The sequence below is a fragment of the Streptococcus parasanguinis genome (genome assembly GCF_031582885.1).
GTDB lineage: Bacteria > Bacillota > Bacilli > Lactobacillales > Streptococcaceae > Streptococcus > Streptococcus parasanguinis_M.
Genome location: NZ_CP133988.1, coordinates 972,267 through 992,693, shown reverse-complemented (window position 1 = coordinate 992,693; position 20,427 = coordinate 972,267). Strand labels below are relative to the sequence as shown.

General features: G+C 42.3%; 22 protein-coding genes and 1 riboswitch. Of the genes, 3 read left to right on the top strand and 19 right to left on the bottom strand.

What is annotated here, in order from left to right; translation table 11 throughout:
• Positions 1-134: 134 nt before the first annotated feature.
• The 3 genes from RDV49_RS04690 to RDV49_RS04680 all read right to left on the bottom strand — a co-directional run bounded on the left by RDV49_RS04690 (position 135) and on the right by RDV49_RS04680 (position 4,345).
• Positions 135-1,484: a hemolysin family protein gene (locus RDV49_RS04690; protein ID WP_037608034.1), complete on the bottom strand. Its 1,350-nt coding sequence runs from the start codon at positions 1,482-1,484 to the stop codon at positions 135-137.
• Positions 1,485-1,599: 115 nt separating this feature from the next.
• Entirely contained in the window at positions 1,600-3,081 is a 1,482-nt protein-coding gene (locus tag RDV49_RS04685; protein WP_003008320.1) for an AcpB/EbpR/MafR family transcriptional regulator, read from the bottom strand.
• Between the two features lie 136 nt (positions 3,082-3,217).
• Positions 3,218-4,345 carry an AI-2E family transporter gene (locus RDV49_RS04680; RefSeq protein WP_003008322.1) on the bottom strand — a complete coding sequence of 376 codons (1,128 nt, stop codon included), beginning with the start codon at positions 4,343-4,345 and terminating at the stop codon, positions 3,218-3,220.
• Positions 4,346-4,419: 74 nt separating this feature from the next.
• On the opposite strand from RDV49_RS04680, the gene RDV49_RS04675 reads away from it, so the two are divergent.
• On the top strand, positions 4,420-5,211 hold the full coding sequence (locus RDV49_RS04675) for an ABC transporter ATP-binding protein (protein ID WP_003008324.1): 792 nt from the start codon (positions 4,420-4,422) through the stop codon (positions 5,209-5,211).
• A 211-nt stretch (positions 5,212-5,422) separates the two neighbouring features.
• On the opposite strand, the gene RDV49_RS04670 is transcribed toward RDV49_RS04675, so the two are convergent.
• The 7 genes from RDV49_RS04670 to trmL all read right to left on the bottom strand — a co-directional run bounded on the left by RDV49_RS04670 (position 5,423) and on the right by trmL (position 11,481).
• On the bottom strand, positions 5,423-7,477 hold the full coding sequence (locus tag RDV49_RS04670) for a cation:proton antiporter (protein ID WP_003008327.1): 2,055 nt from the start codon (positions 7,475-7,477) through the stop codon (positions 5,423-5,425).
• Between the two features lie 11 nt (positions 7,478-7,488).
• Positions 7,489-7,743, bottom strand: a complete 255-nt coding sequence (locus RDV49_RS04665; RefSeq protein ID WP_003008329.1) for a hypothetical protein — start codon at positions 7,741-7,743, stop codon at positions 7,489-7,491.
• Positions 7,736-8,293, bottom strand: a complete 558-nt coding sequence (gene mnmM / locus RDV49_RS04660; RefSeq protein WP_003008332.1) for a tRNA 5-(aminomethyl)-2-thiouridylate-methyltransferase MnmM — start codon at positions 8,291-8,293, stop codon at positions 7,736-7,738. Before mnmM ends, RDV49_RS04665 begins: the two co-directional genes overlap by 8 nt.
• Positions 8,277-9,236 (bottom strand): tRNA modification radical SAM protein MnmL/YtqA, encoded by a 960-nt coding sequence (mnmL, locus tag RDV49_RS04655; RefSeq protein ID WP_003008334.1) that lies wholly within the window; start codon positions 9,234-9,236, stop codon positions 8,277-8,279. The genes mnmM and mnmL overlap by 17 nt, the downstream gene beginning before the upstream one ends.
• A gap of 57 nt (positions 9,237-9,293) precedes the next feature.
• Positions 9,294-9,944 (bottom strand): phosphatase PAP2 family protein, encoded by a 651-nt coding sequence (locus tag RDV49_RS04650; RefSeq protein ID WP_003008336.1) that lies wholly within the window; start codon positions 9,942-9,944, stop codon positions 9,294-9,296.
• Positions 9,934-10,506: an ECF transporter S component gene (locus tag RDV49_RS04645; protein WP_324252899.1), complete on the bottom strand. Its 573-nt coding sequence runs from the start codon at positions 10,504-10,506 to the stop codon at positions 9,934-9,936. Before RDV49_RS04645 ends, RDV49_RS04650 begins: the two co-directional genes overlap by 11 nt.
• 202 nt (positions 10,507-10,708) lie before the next feature.
• Positions 10,709-10,858: riboswitch (FMN riboswitch) on the bottom strand.
• 80 nt (positions 10,859-10,938) lie between these two features.
• Positions 10,939-11,481 (bottom strand): tRNA (uridine(34)/cytosine(34)/5-carboxymethylaminomethyluridine(34)-2'-O)-methyltransferase TrmL, encoded by a 543-nt coding sequence (gene trmL / locus RDV49_RS04640; RefSeq protein ID WP_003008338.1) that lies wholly within the window; start codon positions 11,479-11,481, stop codon positions 10,939-10,941.
• 333 nt (positions 11,482-11,814) lie between these two features.
• On the opposite strand from trmL, the gene trkA reads away from it, so the two are divergent.
• Positions 11,815-13,170: a Trk system potassium transporter TrkA gene (gene trkA / locus RDV49_RS04635; RefSeq protein WP_003008340.1), complete on the top strand. Its 1,356-nt coding sequence runs from the start codon at positions 11,815-11,817 to the stop codon at positions 13,168-13,170.
• 5 nt (positions 13,171-13,175) lie between these two features.
• On the top strand, positions 13,176-14,615 hold the full coding sequence (locus tag RDV49_RS04630; RefSeq protein ID WP_003008342.1) for a TrkH family potassium uptake protein: 1,440 nt from the start codon (positions 13,176-13,178) through the stop codon (positions 14,613-14,615).
• Positions 14,616-14,690: 75 nt separating this feature from the next.
• On the opposite strand, the gene yidD is transcribed toward RDV49_RS04630, so the two are convergent.
• The 9 genes from yidD to racE are packed head-to-tail and all read right to left on the bottom strand — an operon-like array spanning position 14,691 to position 20,374.
• The gene (yidD, locus tag RDV49_RS04625; protein WP_003008344.1) at positions 14,691-14,933 is read right to left on the bottom strand and encodes a membrane protein insertion efficiency factor YidD; all 243 of its coding nucleotides are present in this window, start codon (positions 14,931-14,933) and stop codon (positions 14,691-14,693) included.
• Positions 14,930-15,661, bottom strand: coding sequence for a pseudouridine synthase (locus tag RDV49_RS04620; RefSeq protein ID WP_003005375.1), 732 nt, complete (start codon positions 15,659-15,661; stop codon positions 14,930-14,932). The genes yidD and RDV49_RS04620 overlap by 4 nt, the downstream gene beginning before the upstream one ends.
• Positions 15,651-16,220 carry an SMC-Scp complex subunit ScpB gene (scpB, locus tag RDV49_RS04615; RefSeq protein WP_003008347.1) on the bottom strand — a complete coding sequence of 190 codons (570 nt, stop codon included), beginning with the start codon at positions 16,218-16,220 and terminating at the stop codon, positions 15,651-15,653. The genes RDV49_RS04620 and scpB overlap by 11 nt, the downstream gene beginning before the upstream one ends.
• Positions 16,204-16,923 carry a segregation/condensation protein A gene (locus RDV49_RS04610; protein WP_003008350.1) on the bottom strand — a complete coding sequence of 240 codons (720 nt, stop codon included), beginning with the start codon at positions 16,921-16,923 and terminating at the stop codon, positions 16,204-16,206. The genes scpB and RDV49_RS04610 overlap by 17 nt, the downstream gene beginning before the upstream one ends.
• Positions 16,923-17,654: a site-specific tyrosine recombinase XerD gene (gene xerD, locus RDV49_RS04605; RefSeq protein ID WP_003005319.1), complete on the bottom strand. Its 732-nt coding sequence runs from the start codon at positions 17,652-17,654 to the stop codon at positions 16,923-16,925. The genes RDV49_RS04610 and xerD overlap by 1 nt, the downstream gene beginning before the upstream one ends.
• Positions 17,651-18,112, bottom strand: a complete 462-nt coding sequence (gene cbpB, locus RDV49_RS04600; RefSeq protein WP_003008353.1) for a cyclic-di-AMP-binding protein CbpB — start codon at positions 18,110-18,112, stop codon at positions 17,651-17,653. The genes xerD and cbpB overlap by 4 nt, the downstream gene beginning before the upstream one ends.
• The gene (locus RDV49_RS04595) at positions 18,109-18,630 is read right to left on the bottom strand and encodes a metallophosphoesterase (protein WP_003008356.1); all 522 of its coding nucleotides are present in this window, start codon (positions 18,628-18,630) and stop codon (positions 18,109-18,111) included. The genes cbpB and RDV49_RS04595 overlap by 4 nt, the downstream gene beginning before the upstream one ends.
• Positions 18,609-19,583 carry a nucleoside-triphosphate diphosphatase gene (locus RDV49_RS04590; protein ID WP_003008359.1) on the bottom strand — a complete coding sequence of 325 codons (975 nt, stop codon included), beginning with the start codon at positions 19,581-19,583 and terminating at the stop codon, positions 18,609-18,611. Before RDV49_RS04590 ends, RDV49_RS04595 begins: the two co-directional genes overlap by 22 nt.
• A complete protein-coding gene (gene racE / locus RDV49_RS04585; RefSeq protein ID WP_003008361.1) occupies positions 19,580-20,374 on the bottom strand; it encodes a glutamate racemase in 795 nt (264 codons plus the stop codon). The genes RDV49_RS04590 and racE overlap by 4 nt, the downstream gene beginning before the upstream one ends.
• Between the last annotated feature and the right edge of the window lie 53 nt (positions 20,375-20,427).

The following is a 20,427-nucleotide window of genomic DNA, read 5'->3' as shown; positions in this document are numbered from 1 at the left end:
TTTTATGGGTATTATCTTACCTTAATTTTTTTTGGCTGTCAAGACTATTTCAGAAATTTTTGAAATTTTTTGAAAATTCAACTGGTCTTGACAAGAAAAAAACAGAGGCTGGAACACATCCAAGCCTCTATTTTTTAATCTTCTTTTGATTTTGTTTCTTCATCTTCCTCGACGATTTCAGAAATTTCAACTTTCACCTTGGTCACACGACCGTTTTTCACCTTGTCATTAGTCAAGATCAAGTGTTTCTTTTGACTATCGACTTCACAGCTGAGGCGTTCTTTCAAGGATGGAATCCGCCCAACTTCAGTCAAATAATACCCTGCAATAGTATCCACATCATCACTTTCCAACTCAACGCCAAAGTATTCATTAAAGTCGTTTAGTGACATAGCTCCTTGCACGACATAAGTATTATCCCCAATTTCAAAAACATCAATTTCAGCTTTGTCAGTCTCATCGTCAATTTCACCGACGATTTCTTCCAAGAGGTCTTCAAGAGTAACCAAACCAGACATCCCGCCATATTCATCGAGTAGAATGGCCATTTGATTTTGCGTATTGCGCAATTCCTTCAAAAGATCATCCACAAAAATGGTTTCTGGAACAAACAAAGGTTCTTGTAAAATCTTTCTTAAGACAATATTATCAAAGCCATTGATAAATCCTTCGTTCAAGAGACGTTTGGTATGGATGAGGCCGATGACATTGTCCTTGTCATCATCATAGACAGGAATCCGTGAAAAGTTTTGCTTAAGGATACTTTCAATAATTTCTTTGGTATCATCATTGATATCAACCATGAAGGCATCTGTCCGTGGAACCATGACTTCACGCGCTACCATTTCATCTAATGAAAAGATCCCTTGGAGCATCTCAATCTCGTCCGCATCTAGTGTTGCTTCACTATTGGTCAGCATATACTCGATTTCATCCCGCGTCATCTTTTCATCCGGATCATCGAATTCCATTGGCGTGATACGGCTCAAAAGGTTGGTCGATGCTGAAAGCAACCAAACAAAGGGGCTGACAATTTTTCCTAATAGAATCACAATCGGAGCTGTTCGAACAGCCAACTCATCTTTCAAGTTCATAGCGATTCGTTTCGGATAGAGTTCGCCAAACACGATCGAAATATAAGTCAAAAATGCTAGAGATAAAAAGCTTCCAGTTGCAAGAGCCGTTTTAGTATTGCCCATCCATCCAGCAATGACATGTCCAAGGCTATCCGCAAGACTCGCCCCAGATAAGATGGTAATCAAGGTGATCCCCACCTGAATAGTGGATAAGAAATGGTTCGGTTGCTCCAATACGCTAAGAAGACGAATGTATTTTTTATCTCCTTCTTCAGCCTTTTGCTCTACACGAGAGCGATTCAACGATACCATTGACATTTCAGTCGCCGAGAAAAAGGCGTTCAATAATGTCAAAACAATCAATAAAATAAATTCCAGTAAAATTTCCTGACTGCCAGGGTCTTCCATGGATAAATTCCTCCAGTATATAATATCGTATATTATACCACAAAATAGGAGAGCCTGCATTCTTCTATAAAATTTTCTTTTTTTACCATCAAAAAATCAGGACCAGGTCCTGATTTTAGTGTTCTGCACTGGTAAAATCATAAAAGAAGGCATTGAGTTTTTCAACCAGCTCAAGCGATGAGAGACTACTTGTACAAATAAATGGTTTTTTCTTTAATTCAGGCATCATAAAGTTGGCCACCACTACGTCGGCATCCGAAGCTTCAATATCATCCACTGTTAGATTGTACTTGATCATCTGCGTAAATTCAAAGTTATCCGTACAGTAGAAATCTAGAAAATCGATCATGGATTTGGCATGGTGATCGTCAAAACGACTGATAATCAAGACCTTAATAGACTTCCGACGGCGCAACAACTGCGGTAAGAGACGTTCCCAGTGAGTGTAGACCGTGTAGATCATGTGCTTGATGATCTCTTCGTTCAGATCATGCTTCATGGTCTTCATATAAGTGATGATATGCTCCTTCAAATCATCATAGAAGGCTGGGAAGATGCTCATGAAATCTTCGTTGGTATTGGTCTTGGTATCAAATAAGAGGAACTCCGAGAACAATTCCTTCCGACCTAAGTGAGCCGTATTGTGAACGTGCATCAACATCTCATCAAGATTTTCAATGTCTAAATCATAGGTATAGCATAGATCCTTGAACATATCTCTGATGAGCGTCGTTGATTCTTTGGCATAAGGATCTGTTTCTGCAGCTTCGATCAAGCTTTCTGGACTGAAATAGAAATTCTCTTGAATAAAGATAATAAAGAACTGCTCCAGCACTTTTTCATTCAACTCGACACCCAACTGCAAGCTAAAGTAGCGCAACATCTCCTCGACATTGGTCACCCCTTGATACTGGTCCTTATACACATCATAGTTCGTTGGCATGTCGATGAAGTAACCTTGCTTAATCCGTGACAAGTAGACTGTCAAGAGAACTTTATAAGACCTGAGTACAGAGAAGGTCAATGGATAGCCATAGAGCTTGAAGAAGAAGGTGATCAAATCGGTCACCGCCTCTTCCTTAAATTCTGGGAAAGGCCACTCCATGTAGTAATAACGTTCCGCAAAATATTGGGCATAAAAGAAACGAACGTCAATCTCATCCCCGACAAGATTCAAGGGTTTCAAATCAATCTTTACATTGTATTTGGTTTGAAGCTTCTGATTAATCGTCCGAATCAAGCGGTAGAAAGATTGGTAACTCAGATCAAACTTTCTGCAAATATATTCATTGGAAACATCCTTGTTGAAGAAAAGATATTCAATCAAGGCGAAGGCTTGTGATTCTTTTAAAAAGTGATGATAGATCACTTCTAGCCCAACCGAATCCTCATAACTGATTTTGATCCCATTGGTAGAGGATTCAATTAAAAAGTCATCAAATGTACTACGAAGATTAGACAAATCTTCTTTTAACGAACGTTCTGTACAATCCAAACGCTTGGCCAACTCTTTTAAGTGGAACCATCTTTTTTCCTTAATCAAGATTTCCAATAATTGCAATTGGCGTCTCTGTTTTTTCGATAAGAGCAGTCTCATCTTTTCCTACCTTTTCATATTTTCTTTCAAAATCACTTATATTTTAACACATTTCATAGCACTTGTTGACTATTTTCCAGCATTTTTTCAAATAAATGTACAAAAAAGACTCCAAGGCCCATATAGGCGCTAGAGTCTATGATTTATTAATGATACCAAATTCTTCTTTTTTCTTCTGCTCCTTAGCAGCACGGTGGTTATCATAAAGATTCACCAAGAATTTTACAATTTCTTTTCCAATCGAATAGACTGGAATCGCAACGACCATCCCGATAATGCCGTAGATATTACTTGAGAGCAATAAGAGAACCATAATGGTAATCGGGTGAACCTTCATCACGCCTCCAACGATACGCGGATAAAGAATATTCCCATCGATCTGCTGGATAATCAACATGTAAATGACTGCTTTGATCATCATATCCATATCTGTGAAGGCATAGGTGATGATCATCGGAATCAAGCCGATGGTTGGTCCTACATATGGAATGAGGTTGGCCAGCCCAGAAAAGATGGCAAAGACCAAAGCGTACTTCAATCCAATAAAACTATAGCCAATGTAGGCTAGGGTTCCAATGATAAAGGCATCGATCGAAATCCCACTAATATAGCGAGAGACCGTTTCATTCAAACTAATCAAGAGGCTTGAAATGTGGAGTTTGTCATTGCGTAAAATGGTCCGCTCCAACATCGGCAATAACTTCTTCCCATCGACCAAGAAATAAACCAAGAAGACAGGGGTCATGATCAAGATAAAGACCGTATTGACAATGGTGTTAACCACACTTCCTAAACTGTTGGTCACACTATTCAAGAGATTTTGTAGGATATCCATATAAGAGAGATTCAACTGCTGAATCGTCGACTGGATATTCACATTCTGGAACAAAGGATTGGTCGAGAGTTTTCGAACCAAACTTTGAACTTCCCAGTAAAGTCCTTGAGTTGAATTGATCAAGCTGGTTAACTGATTAATTAAGATAGGGAGCAGATAAAAGATCCCTAAGCCAATGATCCCAAACAAGAGTACTAAGGTGATCAAAATCCCAAACACACGCTTGATTTTTAAATGTTTTTCCAACAATTCAACAATCGGATTGGTAATGTAATATAAAAAACCTGCAATTAAAAATGGTAAGAGGATGGTATTCAGAACAGATACAAATGGAGAAATTAAAGTCCCCATTGATTTCCAAATATAGAAAATCACCGTCAATAATAAGATCTCACATGTCCAGAATAACAATTTACTATTTCGAAACATTCCTTACCTCCTGTTTTCTATTCTACCATATTTTATGATAGAATAAAGGAGATTTTAATCAAAAGGATGAAGTTATGAATAATTTGATTGAACTACAAGACGTCAATTTGATCCGCAATGGAAAAGCCCTTTTAAAAGAGATTAACTGGCAAGTAAAAGAAAATGAATGTTGGGCGATTTTAGGCTTAAATGGAGCAGGAAAATCGACCCTCCTCAAACTGCTCATGTCTGAATACTGGGCTAGTTCTGGCCAGGTAACGGTCCTTGGAACCCGCTTTGGAGAAGGGGGTATTCCTGAGTTACGTAAGCGTATTGGTATCGTTAGCTCCTTCATTTCAGAAAGACTGCCAGAACATCTTTTGACAGAGCAAATTGTCCTAACTGGTCAATACAAGAGTAGTATCTTATATGCTGCATACGGGGAAGAAGAACTGAACTGGGCACGGGATATGCTAACTTCAATTGGTGCTGGCGCTTTGATCGGTCGCAAATACCGGGAGCTCTCCCAGGGAGAAAAGCAGACAGTCCTCATTGCACGAAGCCTCATGGACCAGCCAGATCTGATCATTTTTGACGAAGCTTCTAGTGGATTGGATCTCTTTGCCAGAGAAAAACTCCTCCGTCAGATCCATCATATCAAACAACTGGATCACGCGCCTACCATGATCTACGTCACCCACCATGCCGAGGAAATTACAACAGACATGACCCATGTCCTCTTACTCAAACATGGCCAAGTGGTCGAGCAAGGACCAAAGGAAAAGATCCTAACTCCTCATGTCCTTAGCCAATTTTATGAAGCACCAGTATCCCTTATTGATCTTGGTGATGAGCGACTCTTTGTCAAACCAGAAATCGCACACTGAAAAGAAAATGAATAAAGCAAAAAGAGAGTGGGACAGAAATCGGTAATTCGTCAGAATTCGATTTCGTCGTCCCACCTCCGCACAGTTGAGTAGGGCTGTAAAAGCTGATGAAATCAGCGTAGTAGAGTCCACTCAACCACTGCGTCTTGATCGACAATCCAAAAATAATTGAGAGGCTAGGACTTTTGTCCCAGCCTCTTTTACTCTTATCTCAACGATTCCGTGCATACTCGATCAAATCGTATGGAAGCGTATTGGCACTTTCTCTTAGGGAATAGCTTTCTAATTCATTGACATTTTGCCGCATACGGCGCGCTTGCTTGGCGGTAATCAGGTGTTGCGCTTCATATTCAAAAATAATCTTACGCTCCAAATAATAGCCTCTCAACATTTCATCGATATTATTTGGTTTCACGCGATTAATAACCCGCTCCACAAAGGCCCCACTGGTAATAATAGCAGTTTCTCTCAGACGAGATTCTTGTAGGAAAGAGATCAAACTGCTCCGATAAATCCCCTTGAGGTCTTCCAAACTTTCGATAATGATTTCTGTATTGGCCAAATAAAGGGCAGCAATCTGGTCATAATCAATGGCCTCTAACTTGCTGTCTTCTCGGGTCCACCAGTTTCGCAAGCCAGACCCAAAAGTTAAGATCTCATGGACCAGCAAACGCAAGAGGCGGAAGGAAACCAAAAGGTAATAGGTTAGACGAGAGGAGAGATTGCGATTGACACGTTGTTCCATATTGTGAAGATAGCGTTGGTAGACACGGTAGCCACGCTCTCGAATCATCCCTTCTTCATAAGCCTGTTCCAAGCCATCACTTTCAATACTCAAAATCAAGAGCTTCAACTGCTCCCAGTCCTTTTGGATGAGCTTGTTTTCCTGACTTAAAATCAAATTTTCAATCCGACCATGGTAGTTATCAATCGCTGCATACAAGGGGCCCTTATGCTTACTATTCTTTAGCTCTGCTTCTAATTCCATGACAACATCATTCAAAATCGCGATCTGCATTAGGTAATCATTGGTTTCTTCCTTGTCTTCTGACAATTTTGGGAGCACCATCAATCCTGTAATAAAGCTAACAAGGGTAACTCCTGCCACTAAAAAGAGCAGGATAGGATATTCTTTTTCGATCTTAGTTGGGATCAAAAGAATCGTCGCAATCGAAACCGTTCCCTTCACACCGGAGAAGGTCAGCAGTAAGGCATCTTTTAGATAATTTCGAACCGACTTTTTGAGACGAAGGGTTCGAAACCAGTAAAAGAGATAAACCATGACAAAGCGAATCAAAAATAGCAAAGCTGTCAACACAAAGACCGAAAGAAGCAAGAGAAGATTATTATAAATCGAGCTACTTAGAATCGGCTTAGCAATCATTTCCAATTCCATTCCCAAGATCACAAAGACCGATCCATTTAAGATAAAGTTGACCGTATTCCAAACAGTATGACTGACGGTATCTACCCGTGCTTCCAAAAGGGTAATATGCTTAAACCGACTGGCTTTGAGGATCCCAGAGACAACCACGGCGATAATCCCAGATACATGAAGTTCCTCCGCTAAGAAAAAAGTCAACAGAGGAAGACTGAGTTCTAATATCAATTCACTGGCAATATCACTGGCACGAACACTCAAAAGTAACTTTTGCAACCATCGATTCACAAAGGCCGTCAAGATTCCTACCGCAAATCCTCCAATAATGGAGATCCCTAAGGAAACGCCTGCTTCTCCTAGGGAGAAACTTCCGGTTGCAAGGGCCGTCAAGGCTACTCGAAAGGCAACCAAGCCAGAGGCGTCATTTAGTAAGCCTTCCCCTTTTAAGATATTCGAAACCCGCTTTGGAAAGGTAAAGCGCTCAGACAGAGAAGCAAAGGCTACTAAATCTGTAGGTCCGAGGGCCGCACCCACTGCCATACAGGCTGCTAAAGGAAGACTTAGCCACAAGGAATGGGCAGCCCAACCCAAACTAATGGTTGAGATAAAAATCACTGGGAAGATCAAATAGAGAATGATACGCCAGTGCTTTAAGACGGAAGTGATATCTGCTTCTTCTGCCTCCCGAAATAAAAGAGGACCAATGACCAAAGCCAGAAAGAGCTCGGTATCCAGATGAAAATTTTCTTCTGGGATAAAGAGGGCCCAACCAATCCCCAGTAAGATTTGGAGCAAGGGCAGAGGAAGACTCGGCACAAGCTTGTTGGTAGCATTTGAAGCGATCAAAATCATCGAAAAGATCACTGCATAAAGGAGTAATTCCATAGCACTCCTCCCTAGCGTTCTTGGCAACAGGTCTCAAATTGCTGTTTCAACTCCGCAATCTTTTGGTCAGTCTTGGTTACATCCTTGTGCTCAATCTTCTTTTGACAGCGTTCCATCTCAAGCGAAACCAATTTCTTTTTTATTTTGAGCATCTTTTTGGTCATATGGGCTTCGTCAAAAAAACCTGTTTCTCGCTCGTGGATGGTTGATTCGACAAAATGATGTCTCATCCCTTCAATTTTGTTCTTTAAATATTCTTTATCCATGACGGTAGCTTTCTAATTTTTCGATCATCACCAAAAACGGTGGCTGATTCACTTGATTCAGTGTCCGGTAGATGGTCGCTGTATATTCTTTTTGTGGGAGCTGGCTGACAAAGTCCAGCACTGCATCGCGCTCGATGTCTCCCCCTTCATGACCATAATAGATCATTATAGCCATTCGCCCACCTTTTTGTAGGCGAGCACAAATTTTCTCCATCGCTTCAATAGTGGTCGCTGGAAGGGTGATGACTGATTTATCCGCAGATGGTAGATAACCCAGATTGAAAATAGCTGCTTTGAGAGTCTCTACATATTGGTCCACATGCTGGTGCCCATCCAAGATCAACTGGACATGTTGAAGCCCCAACTTGTCCAATTTTTCTTGAGTGTTTGCAAGTGCCTGCTCTTGAATATCAAAGGCATAGACCTGACCTGCTAATTTGGCTAAAAAAACCGTATCATGCCCATTTCCCATAGTCGCATCCACCACCACATCTTCTTTGGTGATCACTTCTGCTAAAAATTGATGGGCCATTTCAAGTGGTCGAAGCATCAGCAGTCTCCTTTTCTTCTAGCTTACATCCTTGGGTACTTCCACGCCGACGCATTTCAGTTTCAATGGCGTTTAGGACTTCCCATTTGTTGAGGCTCCACATAGGGCCAATCAACATATCCCGTGGCGCGTCCCCTGTAATCCGGTGGATGACAATGTGTTTGGGGATGATCTCCAACTGGTCACAGATGACCTTGACATACTCCTCCTGGCTCATGAGTTGAAGTCGTCCTTCATGATAGTCCCGTTGCATCCGTGTATTGGTCATCAAATGCAAGAGGTGTAACTTGATGCCATCAATTTCATTATCGGTCACACAACGGCGAACATTTTCCACCATCATCTCATGCGTCTCCCCAGGAAGGCCATTGATCAAATGGGAGACAATCTCAGCCTTCGGCACCTGTTTGCGAATCCGCTTGACTGTTTCAACATAGAGATCATAACTATGGGCCCGATTGATCAATTCAGAAGTCGCTTCATAAGTCGTCTGAAGCCCCAACTCAATCGTCACATGCATGCGCTCTGTCAGCTCTGCTAGGTAGGCCAAGGTCTCATCTGGTAAACAGTCCGGACGCGTACCAATGTTGATTCCTACCACTCCTGGTTCATTGATGGCCTGTTCATACCGCTCTCGAATGACTTCCACTTTATCGTGGGTATTGGTAAAATTTTGAAAATAGACCAGGTACTTCTCCACATCTGGCCATTTCCGATGCATAAAATCAATCTCTTTGTAAAACTGTTCTCGAATTGGAGCTTCTGGGGCCACAATGGCATCTCCTGAACCCGAGACCGTACAAAAAGTACAGCCACCGTGGGCGACTGTTCCGTCTCGATTGGGACAATCAAAGCCCGCATCAATAGGGACTTTAAAGGTCTTTTCTCCAAATAAGGTTCGATAATAATCATTCAAAGTATTGTAGGATTTCATACCCTTCATTATAGCAAAAAAAGAGTCGAACTCAAAACGCGAGTTCAACTCCTAGTTGTTAGATGCTTATTTTTGCTTACCTGTAAAGCGCCATTGAAATCGCAAGCGATCATACAAGGGATACTCAAACTGTAAAACAGCGAGACCCAAAATCATACTGCCAAGAACGTCTGATGGATAGTGGACCCCGACATAAACGCGGGAAACCACAATGGTCACAATTCCCAGAACCAGCAAGCCTTGAAGGCAAAAGCGGGCTGTTTTATGTTTTACATGTTGGCTGATGATGATGATCAAACTTCCCAAAACAAGGCTAGATGCCAGTGAATGACCACTCGGGAAAGAAAAGCCTTTTTCCTCTACTAGATGAAGAATACTTGGTCTCGGTCTCTGGTAGATATTCTTTAGAAGAAGAACCAAAAGACCAGTCAATACCAGATTGCTCCCTAGAAAATGAGCTTCGCTGTACCACTTCTTATAGGCAAAGACCGCCAGCAAAAGACCCACCCAGATGACAATGATCTTGGTATCCATGACATGGGTCACCTTGGTAAAGAAGGCCGTCAGTGCTGCAGGCAGATCGCCTCGAATAGCAGACTGAATCGTGCTATCAAAGCCTGTTAATTGTTGCGGGTAAAAGCGAATCACATACCCAAGAATGACAAAAATGAGAAGGGCGAAGCTTGCCTTCGCCCAATGTTGTTGTTTATTTTTCATATTTTTTTAAAATCGGTTGCAATAAGGTATAGATCAACCCAAATGCGATGGCCCAAATCACCCCTTCGATCAGGTTAAACGGTGCAACCATTGCGGCTAAATAGTGGACAAGCCCTAGTGTTTTCGAAATATCATAGTTCATAAAACGAGCATACAAAGGGATTGCATAGACATAGTTCACCAATACCATCGTGATACTCAAGCTGATCGTTCCAACAATCGTTGCCAAGACAAATCGACCATGGGTCCGTTCCTTGTTCCAAATCCATGCAAAAGCAAGAACAAAAACAAGAACTCCAATGATATTGATTGGTAATCCGATCAAGGTTTCAAGCCCCTTATTATTAAGGGCTAACTTAAGGACAGATCGGATCAAGGTCACCCAAACGGCACTTTTAAAATCCAACAGGACCAAGGCCAACAAAATGGCGATGATACTCAAATCAATTTTGAAGAAATCTATCAAGAAAGAAAATTGATAGAACATCAAAATAAAAGATAAAGCGGATAAAACAGCCACTAGGGTCAGTTTACGTGTATTTGTCATAACAGGTTCCTCCAATTTTTTAAAAATTAGAGAAGCTGGAAAGACGTCTACTCCATCATTCTACTCTAAACTATTTAAACAAAGCTTAAACTAGAAACTATTCTAGTTACTTTAGCTGGTCTCCATCGAAACATGCCGTTAGTCAGTCTTAGACCCTAACGTTCCATTTCCATGCATCAGCTCTAAACAGATCAGAATAGCTGTCAGTCTATTCGTCTCTCGTCTTCTCCCATCCAGACTATACTGTCGGTTGTGGAGTCACACCACATCAGCTTGCGCTCGCGGACTTCTTTTAGAGTACGGAAAAGAACATTTCCTAATAAAAGTCACCGCCGGTCGGGAATTACACCCTGCCCTGAAGACCCTTTTATGATAACAAAAAAAACTTGCCTAGGCAAGTTTTTGTAACGTCATGGATTACATGGTTCGGGTTTTAATTTTTCGTTTTTATTTGAGCTTGTCATGCTCATAACGATGACTCAACTCCAGCCCCTTAAAACCTTGCTGGCGGAGTGCCTCATAGACAATCATGCAGACAGTATTGGAGACATTTAAACTACGGACATGCTCATCATTCATCGGAATGCGAATGGCCTTCTCCTCGTGCTGGCGCATAAAATCTTCCGGCAAACCTTTATCCTCGCGTCCAAACAAGAAATAATGGGACTTCCCATCCTGATAAGAAACATCCGAATAGGTCTGATTTGCAAACTTGGACACTAGGTGTACCTGACCGTCGCGCGCCGCTTCCATAAACTCTTCCAGGCTATCATAAAAGCGGACATCCAGCTTGTCCCAATAATCAAGTCCTGCTCGCTTCATTTTGCGATCATCGATCGGAAAAGCCATGGGGCGAATGATATGTAAGGGGGAATTGGTCGCCGCACAAGTCCGTGCAATATTTCCCGTATTTTGTGGAATCTGAGGTTGGAACAAGACGATGTGGTTTTGAGCAGCTGACTCTTGGTAGTCCAGTTCTTCAATATTCATACTCGATCTCTTTCTGATAAAAAAATAGCCACACTGCCCGGAGTCAAGCTCAGCAAACAGCGTGGTTACAGCTTCATTAACTTAACTCACAACAGGTTTGAGGTAAATCAACGAAGGTACTTTCTAAGTATAACACTTTTGAAGCTCCTGTCAATAGTTTTTTTAGATTTTTTTAAGAAACTTTATCAAAGTTTTCAATCCCTCCTAGCTCTACTCTTTTGACGATTTCTCCTACTTGTTCTTAGCTTCTCAAAATTCCACCAGAAAATCCTTAAAAAAGATGAATTTTTCTTGAAAATAGAGTATGATAGAAGCATACTCTGGAGGTATTCTATGAAAATTATTGTTGTTGGTGGAGGAAAGGTCGGAACGGCCCTTTGTCGTTCTCTCGTTGCTGAAAACCACGATGTTATTTTGATCGAAAAAGACGAATCCGTTCTTAACCATATTACCAAACGGTTTGATATCATTGGAATTTTAGGAAATGGGGCAAACTTCAAGATCTTGGAGCAAGCAGATGTTGAAGACTGCGACATCTTCATTTCCATGACCGAGTACGATGAAGTGAATATGGTCTCTGCTGTTTTGGCTAAAAAAATGGGAGCCAAAGAGACTATCGTTCGGGTGCGGAATCCGGAATATTCCAATTCCTACTTCAAGGAAAAAAATATCTTGGGCTTCTCCCTAGTTGTCAATCCGGAATTGCTGACAGCTCGCTATATTGCCAATATCATTGACTTCCCAAATGCCCTTTCTGTGGAGCATTTTGCCAATGGCCGAGTTGCCTTGATGGAATTTAAAATCAAGCCAGATAGCAATCTCTGCAATATGAGTCTATCCCAATTCCGGAAGAAATACGGAAATGTCATTGTTTGTGCAATCGAGCGTGGCAACGAACTCACCATTCCAAACGGAGACTTTGTCTTGCAACCTCAAGACAAGATTTTCGTAACAGGTAATCGGATCGAGGTCGTTCTCTTCCACAACAATGTTCGCCCTCAGGTCATTAAGAGCATGATGATCATTGGTGCTGGGAAAATTGCCTATTACCTACTCAACATTCTTCAAGATGTGCGCCGCAAGATCGATCTCAAGGTCTTAGAGGTCAATCGCGAACGGGCGGAATTCTTTAGTCAGGAATTTCCTGATCTCTATGTCGTCCATGGAGACGGAACTGCTAAAGACATTCTTTTAGAAGAGAGTGCCAATAACTTCGATGCTGTGGCTACTTTGACAGGGGTCGATGAAGAAAACATCATCACTTCCATGTTCTTGAATTCTGTCGGAGTCAAAAAGAACATTACCAAGGTCAACCGAACTAGTCTGCTAGAGATCATTGGCGATCAAGATATGACCAGTATCGTTACGCCAAAACGCATCGCTGTAGATACCATTATGCACTTTATTCGTGGACGCTACAATGCACAGTTCTCAAACCTAGAAGCCTTGCACCATGTCGCAAACGGCCGGATTGAAACCTTGCAGTTCCAAATTAAGGAAGACAATAAACTAACCCAATATCCCCTCTCTGAATTGAAATTGAAAAAAGGCGTCTTGATCGCTGCCATTATTCGAGACGGCAAGGCTATTTTCCCAAATGGAGATGACCGTTTGATGGTAGGAGATCGGATTATCGTAACCACCTTGATTCAAAATGTCACAAAAATCTATGATCTACTTGAGAGGTAAGCCTGATGAATAGAAGCATGATTCGTTACCTCTTGTCCAAGCTCCTCTTAATCGAGGCAGCTCTCCTGATCGTTCCCTTAGTCGTCGCTACGATCTATCAGGAACCTGCCAAGGTCTTTGTCTCTATTGGGGCAACCATGGCCATCTTACTTGGGCTGGGGCTACTTGGTAGTTTTCACAAACCAAAGGACTTTCACATTTATGCTAAAGAAGGAGTCCTGATTGTAGCCCTCTGTTGGATCCTCTGGTCCTTCTTTGGCGCCCTTCCCTTTGTCTTTTCGGGACAAATTCCCAACATTATCGATGCCTTCTTTGAAGTCAGCTCTGGCTTTACAACAACAGGGGCAACGATATTAGATGATGTGGGTGTCCTCACCCATTCTCTCCTCTTTTGGCGCAGTTTCACCCACTTGATTGGGGGGATGGGAGTATTGGTCTTCGCCCTTGCAATTATGGACAATAACAAGAACAGCCACCTTGAAGTCATGAAGGCAGAAGTTCCTGGTCCAGTTTTTGGGAAGGTCGTTTCCAAATTAAAAAACACAGCTCAAATCCTCTACTTCTTGTACTTGGGCTTGTTCTTCCTCTTTGTGGTTCTTTATTTCCTTGCTGATATGCCCCTTTATGATAGTTTTGTCATCGCCATGGGAACGGCTGGAACCGGGGGCTTTACCGTTTTTAACGACGGAATTGCCCACTACAATAGTAGTTTAATCACCTATTTGGTCAGTATCGGGGTTTTAGTCTTCGGGGTTAACTTTAACCTCTACTACTTCCTCATGATCCGAAAATTCAAGGCCTTCTTTAAAGATGAGGAATTGCGGACCTATATCACCATCGTCCTCGTGTCCAGTGTCTTGATCGCGTACAATGTCCTTCATCTCTATGCCAATGTCGCTAAGAGTTTTGAGATTTCCTTCTTCCAAGTTTCCAATATCATCACCACTACCGGTTTTGGTTATGGAACGACGGAAAAATGGCCTCTCTTTTCTCAGTTCATCCTCTTGATGCTGATGGTTGTAGGTGGTTCTGCTGGATCGACCGCCGGGGGGCTAAAAGTCATTCGGTGCTTGACCTTATGGCGAATCGCAAAAAATCAGGTTCTTTCGACCTTGTCTCCGAATCGCGTTCTGACCTTGCATGTCAATGATACGGTATTGGATAAGGATACACAGCATCAGATCCTCAAGTACTTTACAATATACAGTTTTATCACGATCGGCCTACTCTTTGTAGTCAGTCTAGACAATAATAACTTCATGACGGTTGTCAGCGCTGTCTTTAGTTGTTTCAACAACATTGGACCTATGATTGGAACAGGTCAAACCTTCTCCATCTTTAGTCCGATTTCAAAACTGTTACTTTCCTTAGCCATGATTGCCGGACGGCTTGAAATCTATCCAATGATTCTACTCTTCCTCCCTAAAACATGGTCTAAACGCTGATAGACAACTCTTTTACAAAATCAACACCCTTAGAAAAATAATTTCTAAGGGTGTTTCTGTTTATTTGCGATCGTCCTATTTTGATTCTTCATTTCGCTTCAGACTAAAATGGTCTGGCAAGGGGTCTGGTCCCGCCTGGCTTCCAGGATGGCAACGTAGAATCCTTGCAATCCCCATCAAGACACCTTTCACACCAAAACGCTCAATCGCTTGGATCATATAAGTGGAACAGGTCGGTTGAAAGCGACAAGAAGGCGGAAATAGGGGAGAGATCCATTTTTGATAGCCTCTGACCAGCGCAATCAGGATTGTTTTCATGCTTTTTTAGATTTAGTCACTGCTAGATTGTGCAACTGGCTGATTTCTTTTTTGTTCAAGCGACGGTATTCACCCGGACGTAGTCCTGAGACGTCCAAATTTCCAAACTGGGTCCGGGAGAGTTTATCCACTAAAAGTCCCACCGCTTCAAACATCTTTTTAACCTGGTGGTTACGCCCTTCATGAATGGTCAACTGAACCACTGAACGGTTCTTTTCGACATCCACTTTTAAGATCTCGTAAGTCGCTGGCTTGGTTTTCTTTCCATCAATGGTCACCCCTCGCGTCAAGGGACGCAAGTTTTCCTTATTGGCAATCCCTTTGACACGCGCCACATAGACTTTATCAATTTCATTTCGCGGGTGAATCATCTCATCTGTAAAATCACCATCATTGGTCAAAATCAAGACACCAGATGTATCCCAGTCCAAACGTCCCACTGGGTAGATGCGCTCTGGTACTTGAGATAAAAGGTCAACGACTGTTGTCCGCCCTTTATCATCCGATACACTAGAGATGACGCCACGTGGCTTATTTAAAAGATAGTAGACCTTTTCTTCGTTATAGATTGGAGTCCCCTCTACTTCAACCTGATCACCGGTTTTAATGATGGTCGCTAATTCACGCACAACTTGGCCATTGACCGTCACCAAGCCTTGCTTGATCAGTTCTTCGGCCTTGCGACGACTAGCCACACCTGCATGGGCAATATATTTATTAATTCTCATCTAGTTCCTCTGTTCTCTCTGAAAATAATTGACCTTCTTCTGGATCGATGTCCACTTCCTCAACCTTTGGCAATTCCTCCAAATGATTGATCCCCATGTAATCCAAAAAATACTCCGTCGTAACATACAAATTAGGACGCCCGATGACTTCTTTTTTTCCATCTTCACGGATCAGATCAAATGACAGTAGTTTGGTAATAGCACCACTGGAATTGACGCCTCGAATGTCATCGACCTCCACGCGGGTGATCGGTTGCTTATAAGCAATGATTGACAAGGTTTCAAGGGCAGCCCGAGACAAACTTTGGTTCATAGGCGTTCTAGAATAGTCTCGTAAAACCGAAGCGTAGTCTGCCTTTGTCACCAATTTATAACGGGAAGCTGTCTCCATCAAACACAGACTCGTATCTGTATCCTCCTGGTATTTTTGGGCCAATTTTTCTAAACTTTGCACCACACCTGTTGGGGGTAAAGAGAGAAGATCTGCGATTTGTCTGGCAGTAATTCCTTCTTCACCCGCTACAAATAAGAGTGCTTCAATTTCAGCTAATTTGCTCATGTTCAATCCTATTTAAGTAAATTTCTCCAAAAGCCCTATCCTGTACCACTGTGACCTCTTGAATCTTGATTAATTCAAGGGTTGCAAGAAATAGGGTAATGACCTCTTGGAGATCCGCTGCTTCTAGAAACAAGTCCTGCAAGAGAACTTGTGAACGATCGTGGAATCGGTGACGCAGCTGGTCCATCAGATCCTCAATCTTGTATTCATCCTTTACAATGGTTGTATGGTTCTGGCGGAATTCTTCTTTTTTCTTGGTCAATAGTTTTGAGAAAGCCAAGAAGAGATCCACCGTGGTGCGATCATGAAGTAATTCGGTATCGTCATAAACCAATTCCATCTTTGGTTTCGAATAATAGAGGGCGCGCTCCTCGTGCTGCGAGGCCATCAACTCTCCTAATTGCTTGTAAGTACGGTACTCTTCCAATTGAGAAAGGAGGTCCTGCTCTAGATCCTCTGCTTCATCCATCTTCTCTGCGACCTTAGGAAGAAGTCTACGACTCTTGATCAGGGTTAATTGACTAGCCATCAGCATGTATTCCCCTGCTACCTCTAGTTTCATAGCCTGGAGAGTCGCCAGATAAGCCAGATACTGTTCGATCACCTCAATCAAGGGGACCTCATAGATATCCATCTGGTATTTAAAGACCAAGTGGAGCAAGAGGTCCAGAGGCCCTTCATAATCTTTAATTTTAATATCCATTATTTATATTTTTCTAATGTCACCATGGTTTTTAGGCCCAATTCACGCGCAATACTAAAGAGATCCACACCGAGTTCACGTTGTTTCAAAATATACTGCTCACGAATCGATTGCGCCGAAAGGTCTTGGTTGCCTTTTTCGATCAAGAAGGCTTCTAATTGTCGGAATCCCCACTGACGGGAGTAAGATTTTCCCTTATTATCAAAGAGATAGACACCATCGAGGAAGAGTTGCAACTCATCCAGTAAAGGCTCTGGAACTTTTAAAACCCGTTTTTGGCCATCTTTGCCCACTCGAATGACATGAAAGTCCAGCTGAATATCTTCGACTTTGACTTGGAGGATCTCACTTGGCAATAAGCCCATCTCCAGAATCAACAAGGCCATCAAGCGTCCCTGTGGATTGGTTGATTCTTCCCAAAAATGGGTCAGATCCAACAATTCACGATCATGGGTTTTGGCCGGTTGAATTTTAGGCAAGACCAAACGATGGTATTCAGAAATAAAGCGTTCTTGATACAAATAATATAAAAATTGGTTAACAGCGGATAATTTTCGTTTTTGAACCGCCGGTTTAAAATCTTTAATCGAAGCTTGGTAAATTCTCAAATTTGTCGGTGTCACTTTTCCATGAATTGATTCAATAAATTGGTCCAAATCATAGAAATAGGCTGACTGAGAATTTTCACTTAGTTCTTTTTGATCAATAAAACTTGCAATAAATTCTTTCATTTTGGAATCATCTCGTATTCATTTGAAAAATTATGCATTAGCGAATTGATGGCTTTGAGGATCGATTTCCGCGTAATAATCCCTTGGAAATAACCTTCTTCATCCACCACTGATAAGAAGGAGTCATCCACCAACTTGTGAAGGACTTCTGTCAAATTGAAGTCTAAGCCGATGACCCCGACCTCCTTCTTTGCAACGTCTACGATATCCATCGAAGCAAAAGTCTCCTCAGGAATCTCGTGTTTCAATTGATAAGATAGAATATCCGTTAGGGAGATCGTTCCCACAAACTTGCGTTCATCCGTCACTACCGGGATGCGACTATAGCTAATCTGGCTCAACAGCAAGACTGCATGGTCTACATTGTGGGTATCAATCAAGACCGCTAAATTTTTGGCAGGAGTTAAGAACGTCTCTTCCTGCGCCAACAAGAAACGTTCAAATTCCTTTGCTATCATCTGCTAAACTCCTTTGTCAATTCAGGGTACAATTCATGATCTCGCGTATAATACTCTACCTTGAAGTTCGAATCGGTAATCTCTATCTTGGCATACAAACATTCGCGAATCAGACCACGTGGTTGACTAACGGATCCAGGATTCACAAAGAGGGTTCTTCCTTCCTTCCAAGCATCTGGGATATGAAGGTGGCCGTATAGACAGATATCTGCTTCCTCCTCTTGGGCCCACAGATCCAATTTTTGAAAACTAAAATTGATCTGGAAGAGATGCCCATGGGTCTGGATGATCCGTGTTGGCCCTAGTTGGGTCACCAAGCGTTCCGGATAGCCATCATAAAAATCCATATTTCCTTGGACAACGTGGATCCCTTCCCAGACAGGATCATCACTTTTTAGTTCAGAATCCCCATTGTGAAAGATCCCATCGACCTGGCCTAGGTATTTTTCTTTAATAGCTTCAACAATGGAGCGGTCTCCATGCGAGTCACTCATAACTATGATTGTTTGCTTTGCCATGATGGAAATACCTCCAATAACTTTTTAACAGCTAAAGCACGATGTGATTGTGTATTTTTTTCTTCAAGCGTTAATTCAGCAGCAGAACGGCCCGTTTCCCCAACTAAGAAGAGAGGGTCATAGCCAAAGCCGTGTTCCCCTTTTGGCTCAAAATTAATATACCCTGGCCAATCAGCTTCCACCACTAAGCTTTCCTTGCCTGGTCTTGCAACCACCAAGGTCGTATGGAACTGAGCTGAGCGATCTTTCAAGTCAAAGACCATGGCCAATTCGTGCAACAATTTCGCATTGTTTTCCGCATCTGTCGCACCAACTCCCGCAAAGCGAGCTGACCAAACTCCTGGTAAGCCTCCCAAGATATCCACCTTCAAACCTGAATCATCCGCTAAGACTGTTTTCCCAGTTAGCTCTGCAATCGTTTCAGCTTTTAGGCGGGCATTCTCTTCAAAGGTCATCCCTGTTTCTTCGACTTCTGGAAGCTCTGGGTATTGATTGAGATTTTCCACTTCAAAGCCCAGCTTTTCAAACATATTACGGAATTCTTTTGTTTTTCCCTCATTTCGAGTCGCAATAAGAATCGTATCTTTGACCTTGTCTTGACCCAAGAAGGCTTCCACATCCACCCCATCACTTGGCAAATGCAAGTAAAGCAGTTTCCCTTTTTCAACCAAGAGCAAGGCTCCTTGACGCTGTACGATCTCAAAAGCTCTTCCCTTGACTTCATTCAAGATTTCGGTCAAAAAGGTCAGAAAACGAAAGGCTGAACCATAGCGCATCACCGATAGATTGAGAGGGAATCCTTCAGGATCCTTGGCAAAGAGAAGTTCCAGCTGATCTAACAGAGTGGAAGCTTCCGCAGGCACTTGACTAAATTGGTTGTAGTCTGCATCTTCTCCCCATTGGGCAATATACCAATCTTGGGGATCTTTGTATTCAAATAGTTTGTCACTCATAAATTTACATGCTCCACATTCACTGAACGTTCTAGCCATTTTTCGGCAATCGCTGCAAAGCTATTGGCATTTGCAGTGGTATAAAAGCGGTGGGTCTGCTCTAAGAGTTCGCGACTCTTATTGAGCTCAAAATAGTTTAATAAAACGGAAATATCCCGAACACACTCTGCCCCACTATCAATCAATTTGACATCCGGTCCCATCACATTTTGAATGATCGGTTTTAAAAGGGGATAATGGGTACATCCCAAGACTAAGGTATCAACCTTTCCAACTAGTGGTTTTAGGGTTTCGTAAACCACCTTTTTGGTCACACTGGATGCCAACTCGTTTGATTCTACTAAAGGAACAAACTTGGGACAAGCTAAACTGCTGACTTCCATGTCTGGTGCCAGACTTTGAATCTTCTCCTTATAAATTCCAGAAGAAACTGTCATTGGTGTCCCAATGACCCCAATTTTTTGATGGGTCGTCGATTTAATGGCTGCAGAAGCTCCGGGCAAGATCACTCCCAAAACGGGAATATCAAGTTTCTCCTTGACTTCTTCCCAAACAACTGCCGTCGCTGTATTACAGGCTAAGACAATCATCTTGACATTTTTGGTCAGAAGGAAGTTCACCATCTGCCAAGTATACTCGCGAATTTGGTCTGCTGGTCTAGGACCATAAGGTGCACGCGCTGAATCTCCAATATAGACGACATCTTCGTGAGGAAGCTGACGGAGCAATTCGCGGACAACAGTCAGGCCCCCTACTCCAGAATCTAAAAAACCAATCGGTCGGTTATCCATATCTCTTCCTTCCAAAAGGAGGGACTAAGAAATTCCTCCAAGCCCCTCTCATT

What these genes read in the sequence shown, in the direction of transcription:
- RDV49_RS04690 (WP_037608034.1), bottom strand. Translation starts at nt 1,484, where the DNA reads ATGGAAGACCCTGGCAGTCAGGAAATTTTACTGGAATTTATTTTATTG.
- RDV49_RS04685 (WP_003008320.1), bottom strand. Translation starts at nt 3,081, where the DNA reads ATGAGACTGCTCTTATCGAAAAAACAGAGACGCCAATTGCAATTATTG.
- RDV49_RS04680 (WP_003008322.1), bottom strand. Translation starts at nt 4,345, where the DNA reads ATGTTTCGAAATAGTAAATTGTTATTCTGGACATGTGAGATCTTATTA.
- RDV49_RS04675 (WP_003008324.1), top strand. Translation starts at nt 4,420, where the DNA reads ATGAATAATTTGATTGAACTACAAGACGTCAATTTGATCCGCAATGGA.
- RDV49_RS04670 (WP_003008327.1), bottom strand. Translation starts at nt 7,477, where the DNA reads ATGGAATTACTCCTTTATGCAGTGATCTTTTCGATGATTTTGATCGCT.
- RDV49_RS04665 (WP_003008329.1), bottom strand. Translation starts at nt 7,743, where the DNA reads ATGGATAAAGAATATTTAAAGAACAAAATTGAAGGGATGAGACATCAT.
- mnmM (WP_003008332.1), bottom strand. Translation starts at nt 8,293, where the DNA reads ATGCTTCGACCACTTGAAATGGCCCATCAATTTTTAGCAGAAGTGATC.
- mnmL (WP_003008334.1), bottom strand. Translation starts at nt 9,236, where the DNA reads ATGAAGGGTATGAAATCCTACAATACTTTGAATGATTATTATCGAACC.
- RDV49_RS04650 (WP_003008336.1), bottom strand. Translation starts at nt 9,944, where the DNA reads ATGAAAAATAAACAACAACATTGGGCGAAGGCAAGCTTCGCCCTTCTC.
- trmL (WP_003008338.1), bottom strand. Translation starts at nt 11,481, where the DNA reads ATGAATATTGAAGAACTGGACTACCAAGAGTCAGCTGCTCAAAACCAC.
- trkA (WP_003008340.1), top strand. Translation starts at nt 11,815, where the DNA reads ATGAAAATTATTGTTGTTGGTGGAGGAAAGGTCGGAACGGCCCTTTGT.
- RDV49_RS04630 (WP_003008342.1), top strand. Translation starts at nt 13,176, where the DNA reads ATGAATAGAAGCATGATTCGTTACCTCTTGTCCAAGCTCCTCTTAATC.
- yidD (WP_003008344.1), bottom strand. Translation starts at nt 14,933, where the DNA reads ATGAAAACAATCCTGATTGCGCTGGTCAGAGGCTATCAAAAATGGATC.
- RDV49_RS04620 (WP_003005375.1), bottom strand. Translation starts at nt 15,661, where the DNA reads ATGAGAATTAATAAATATATTGCCCATGCAGGTGTGGCTAGTCGTCGC.
- scpB (WP_003008347.1), bottom strand. Translation starts at nt 16,220, where the DNA reads ATGAGCAAATTAGCTGAAATTGAAGCACTCTTATTTGTAGCGGGTGAA.
- RDV49_RS04610 (WP_003008350.1), bottom strand. Translation starts at nt 16,923, where the DNA reads ATGGATATTAAAATTAAAGATTATGAAGGGCCTCTGGACCTCTTGCTC.
- xerD (WP_003005319.1), bottom strand. Translation starts at nt 17,654, where the DNA reads ATGAAAGAATTTATTGCAAGTTTTATTGATCAAAAAGAACTAAGTGAA.
- cbpB (WP_003008353.1), bottom strand. Translation starts at nt 18,112, where the DNA reads ATGATAGCAAAGGAATTTGAACGTTTCTTGTTGGCGCAGGAAGAGACG.
- RDV49_RS04595 (WP_003008356.1), bottom strand. Translation starts at nt 18,630, where the DNA reads ATGGCAAAGCAAACAATCATAGTTATGAGTGACTCGCATGGAGACCGC.
- RDV49_RS04590 (WP_003008359.1), bottom strand. Translation starts at nt 19,583, where the DNA reads ATGAGTGACAAACTATTTGAATACAAAGATCCCCAAGATTGGTATATT.
- racE (WP_003008361.1), bottom strand. Translation starts at nt 20,374, where the DNA reads ATGGATAACCGACCGATTGGTTTTTTAGATTCTGGAGTAGGGGGCCTG.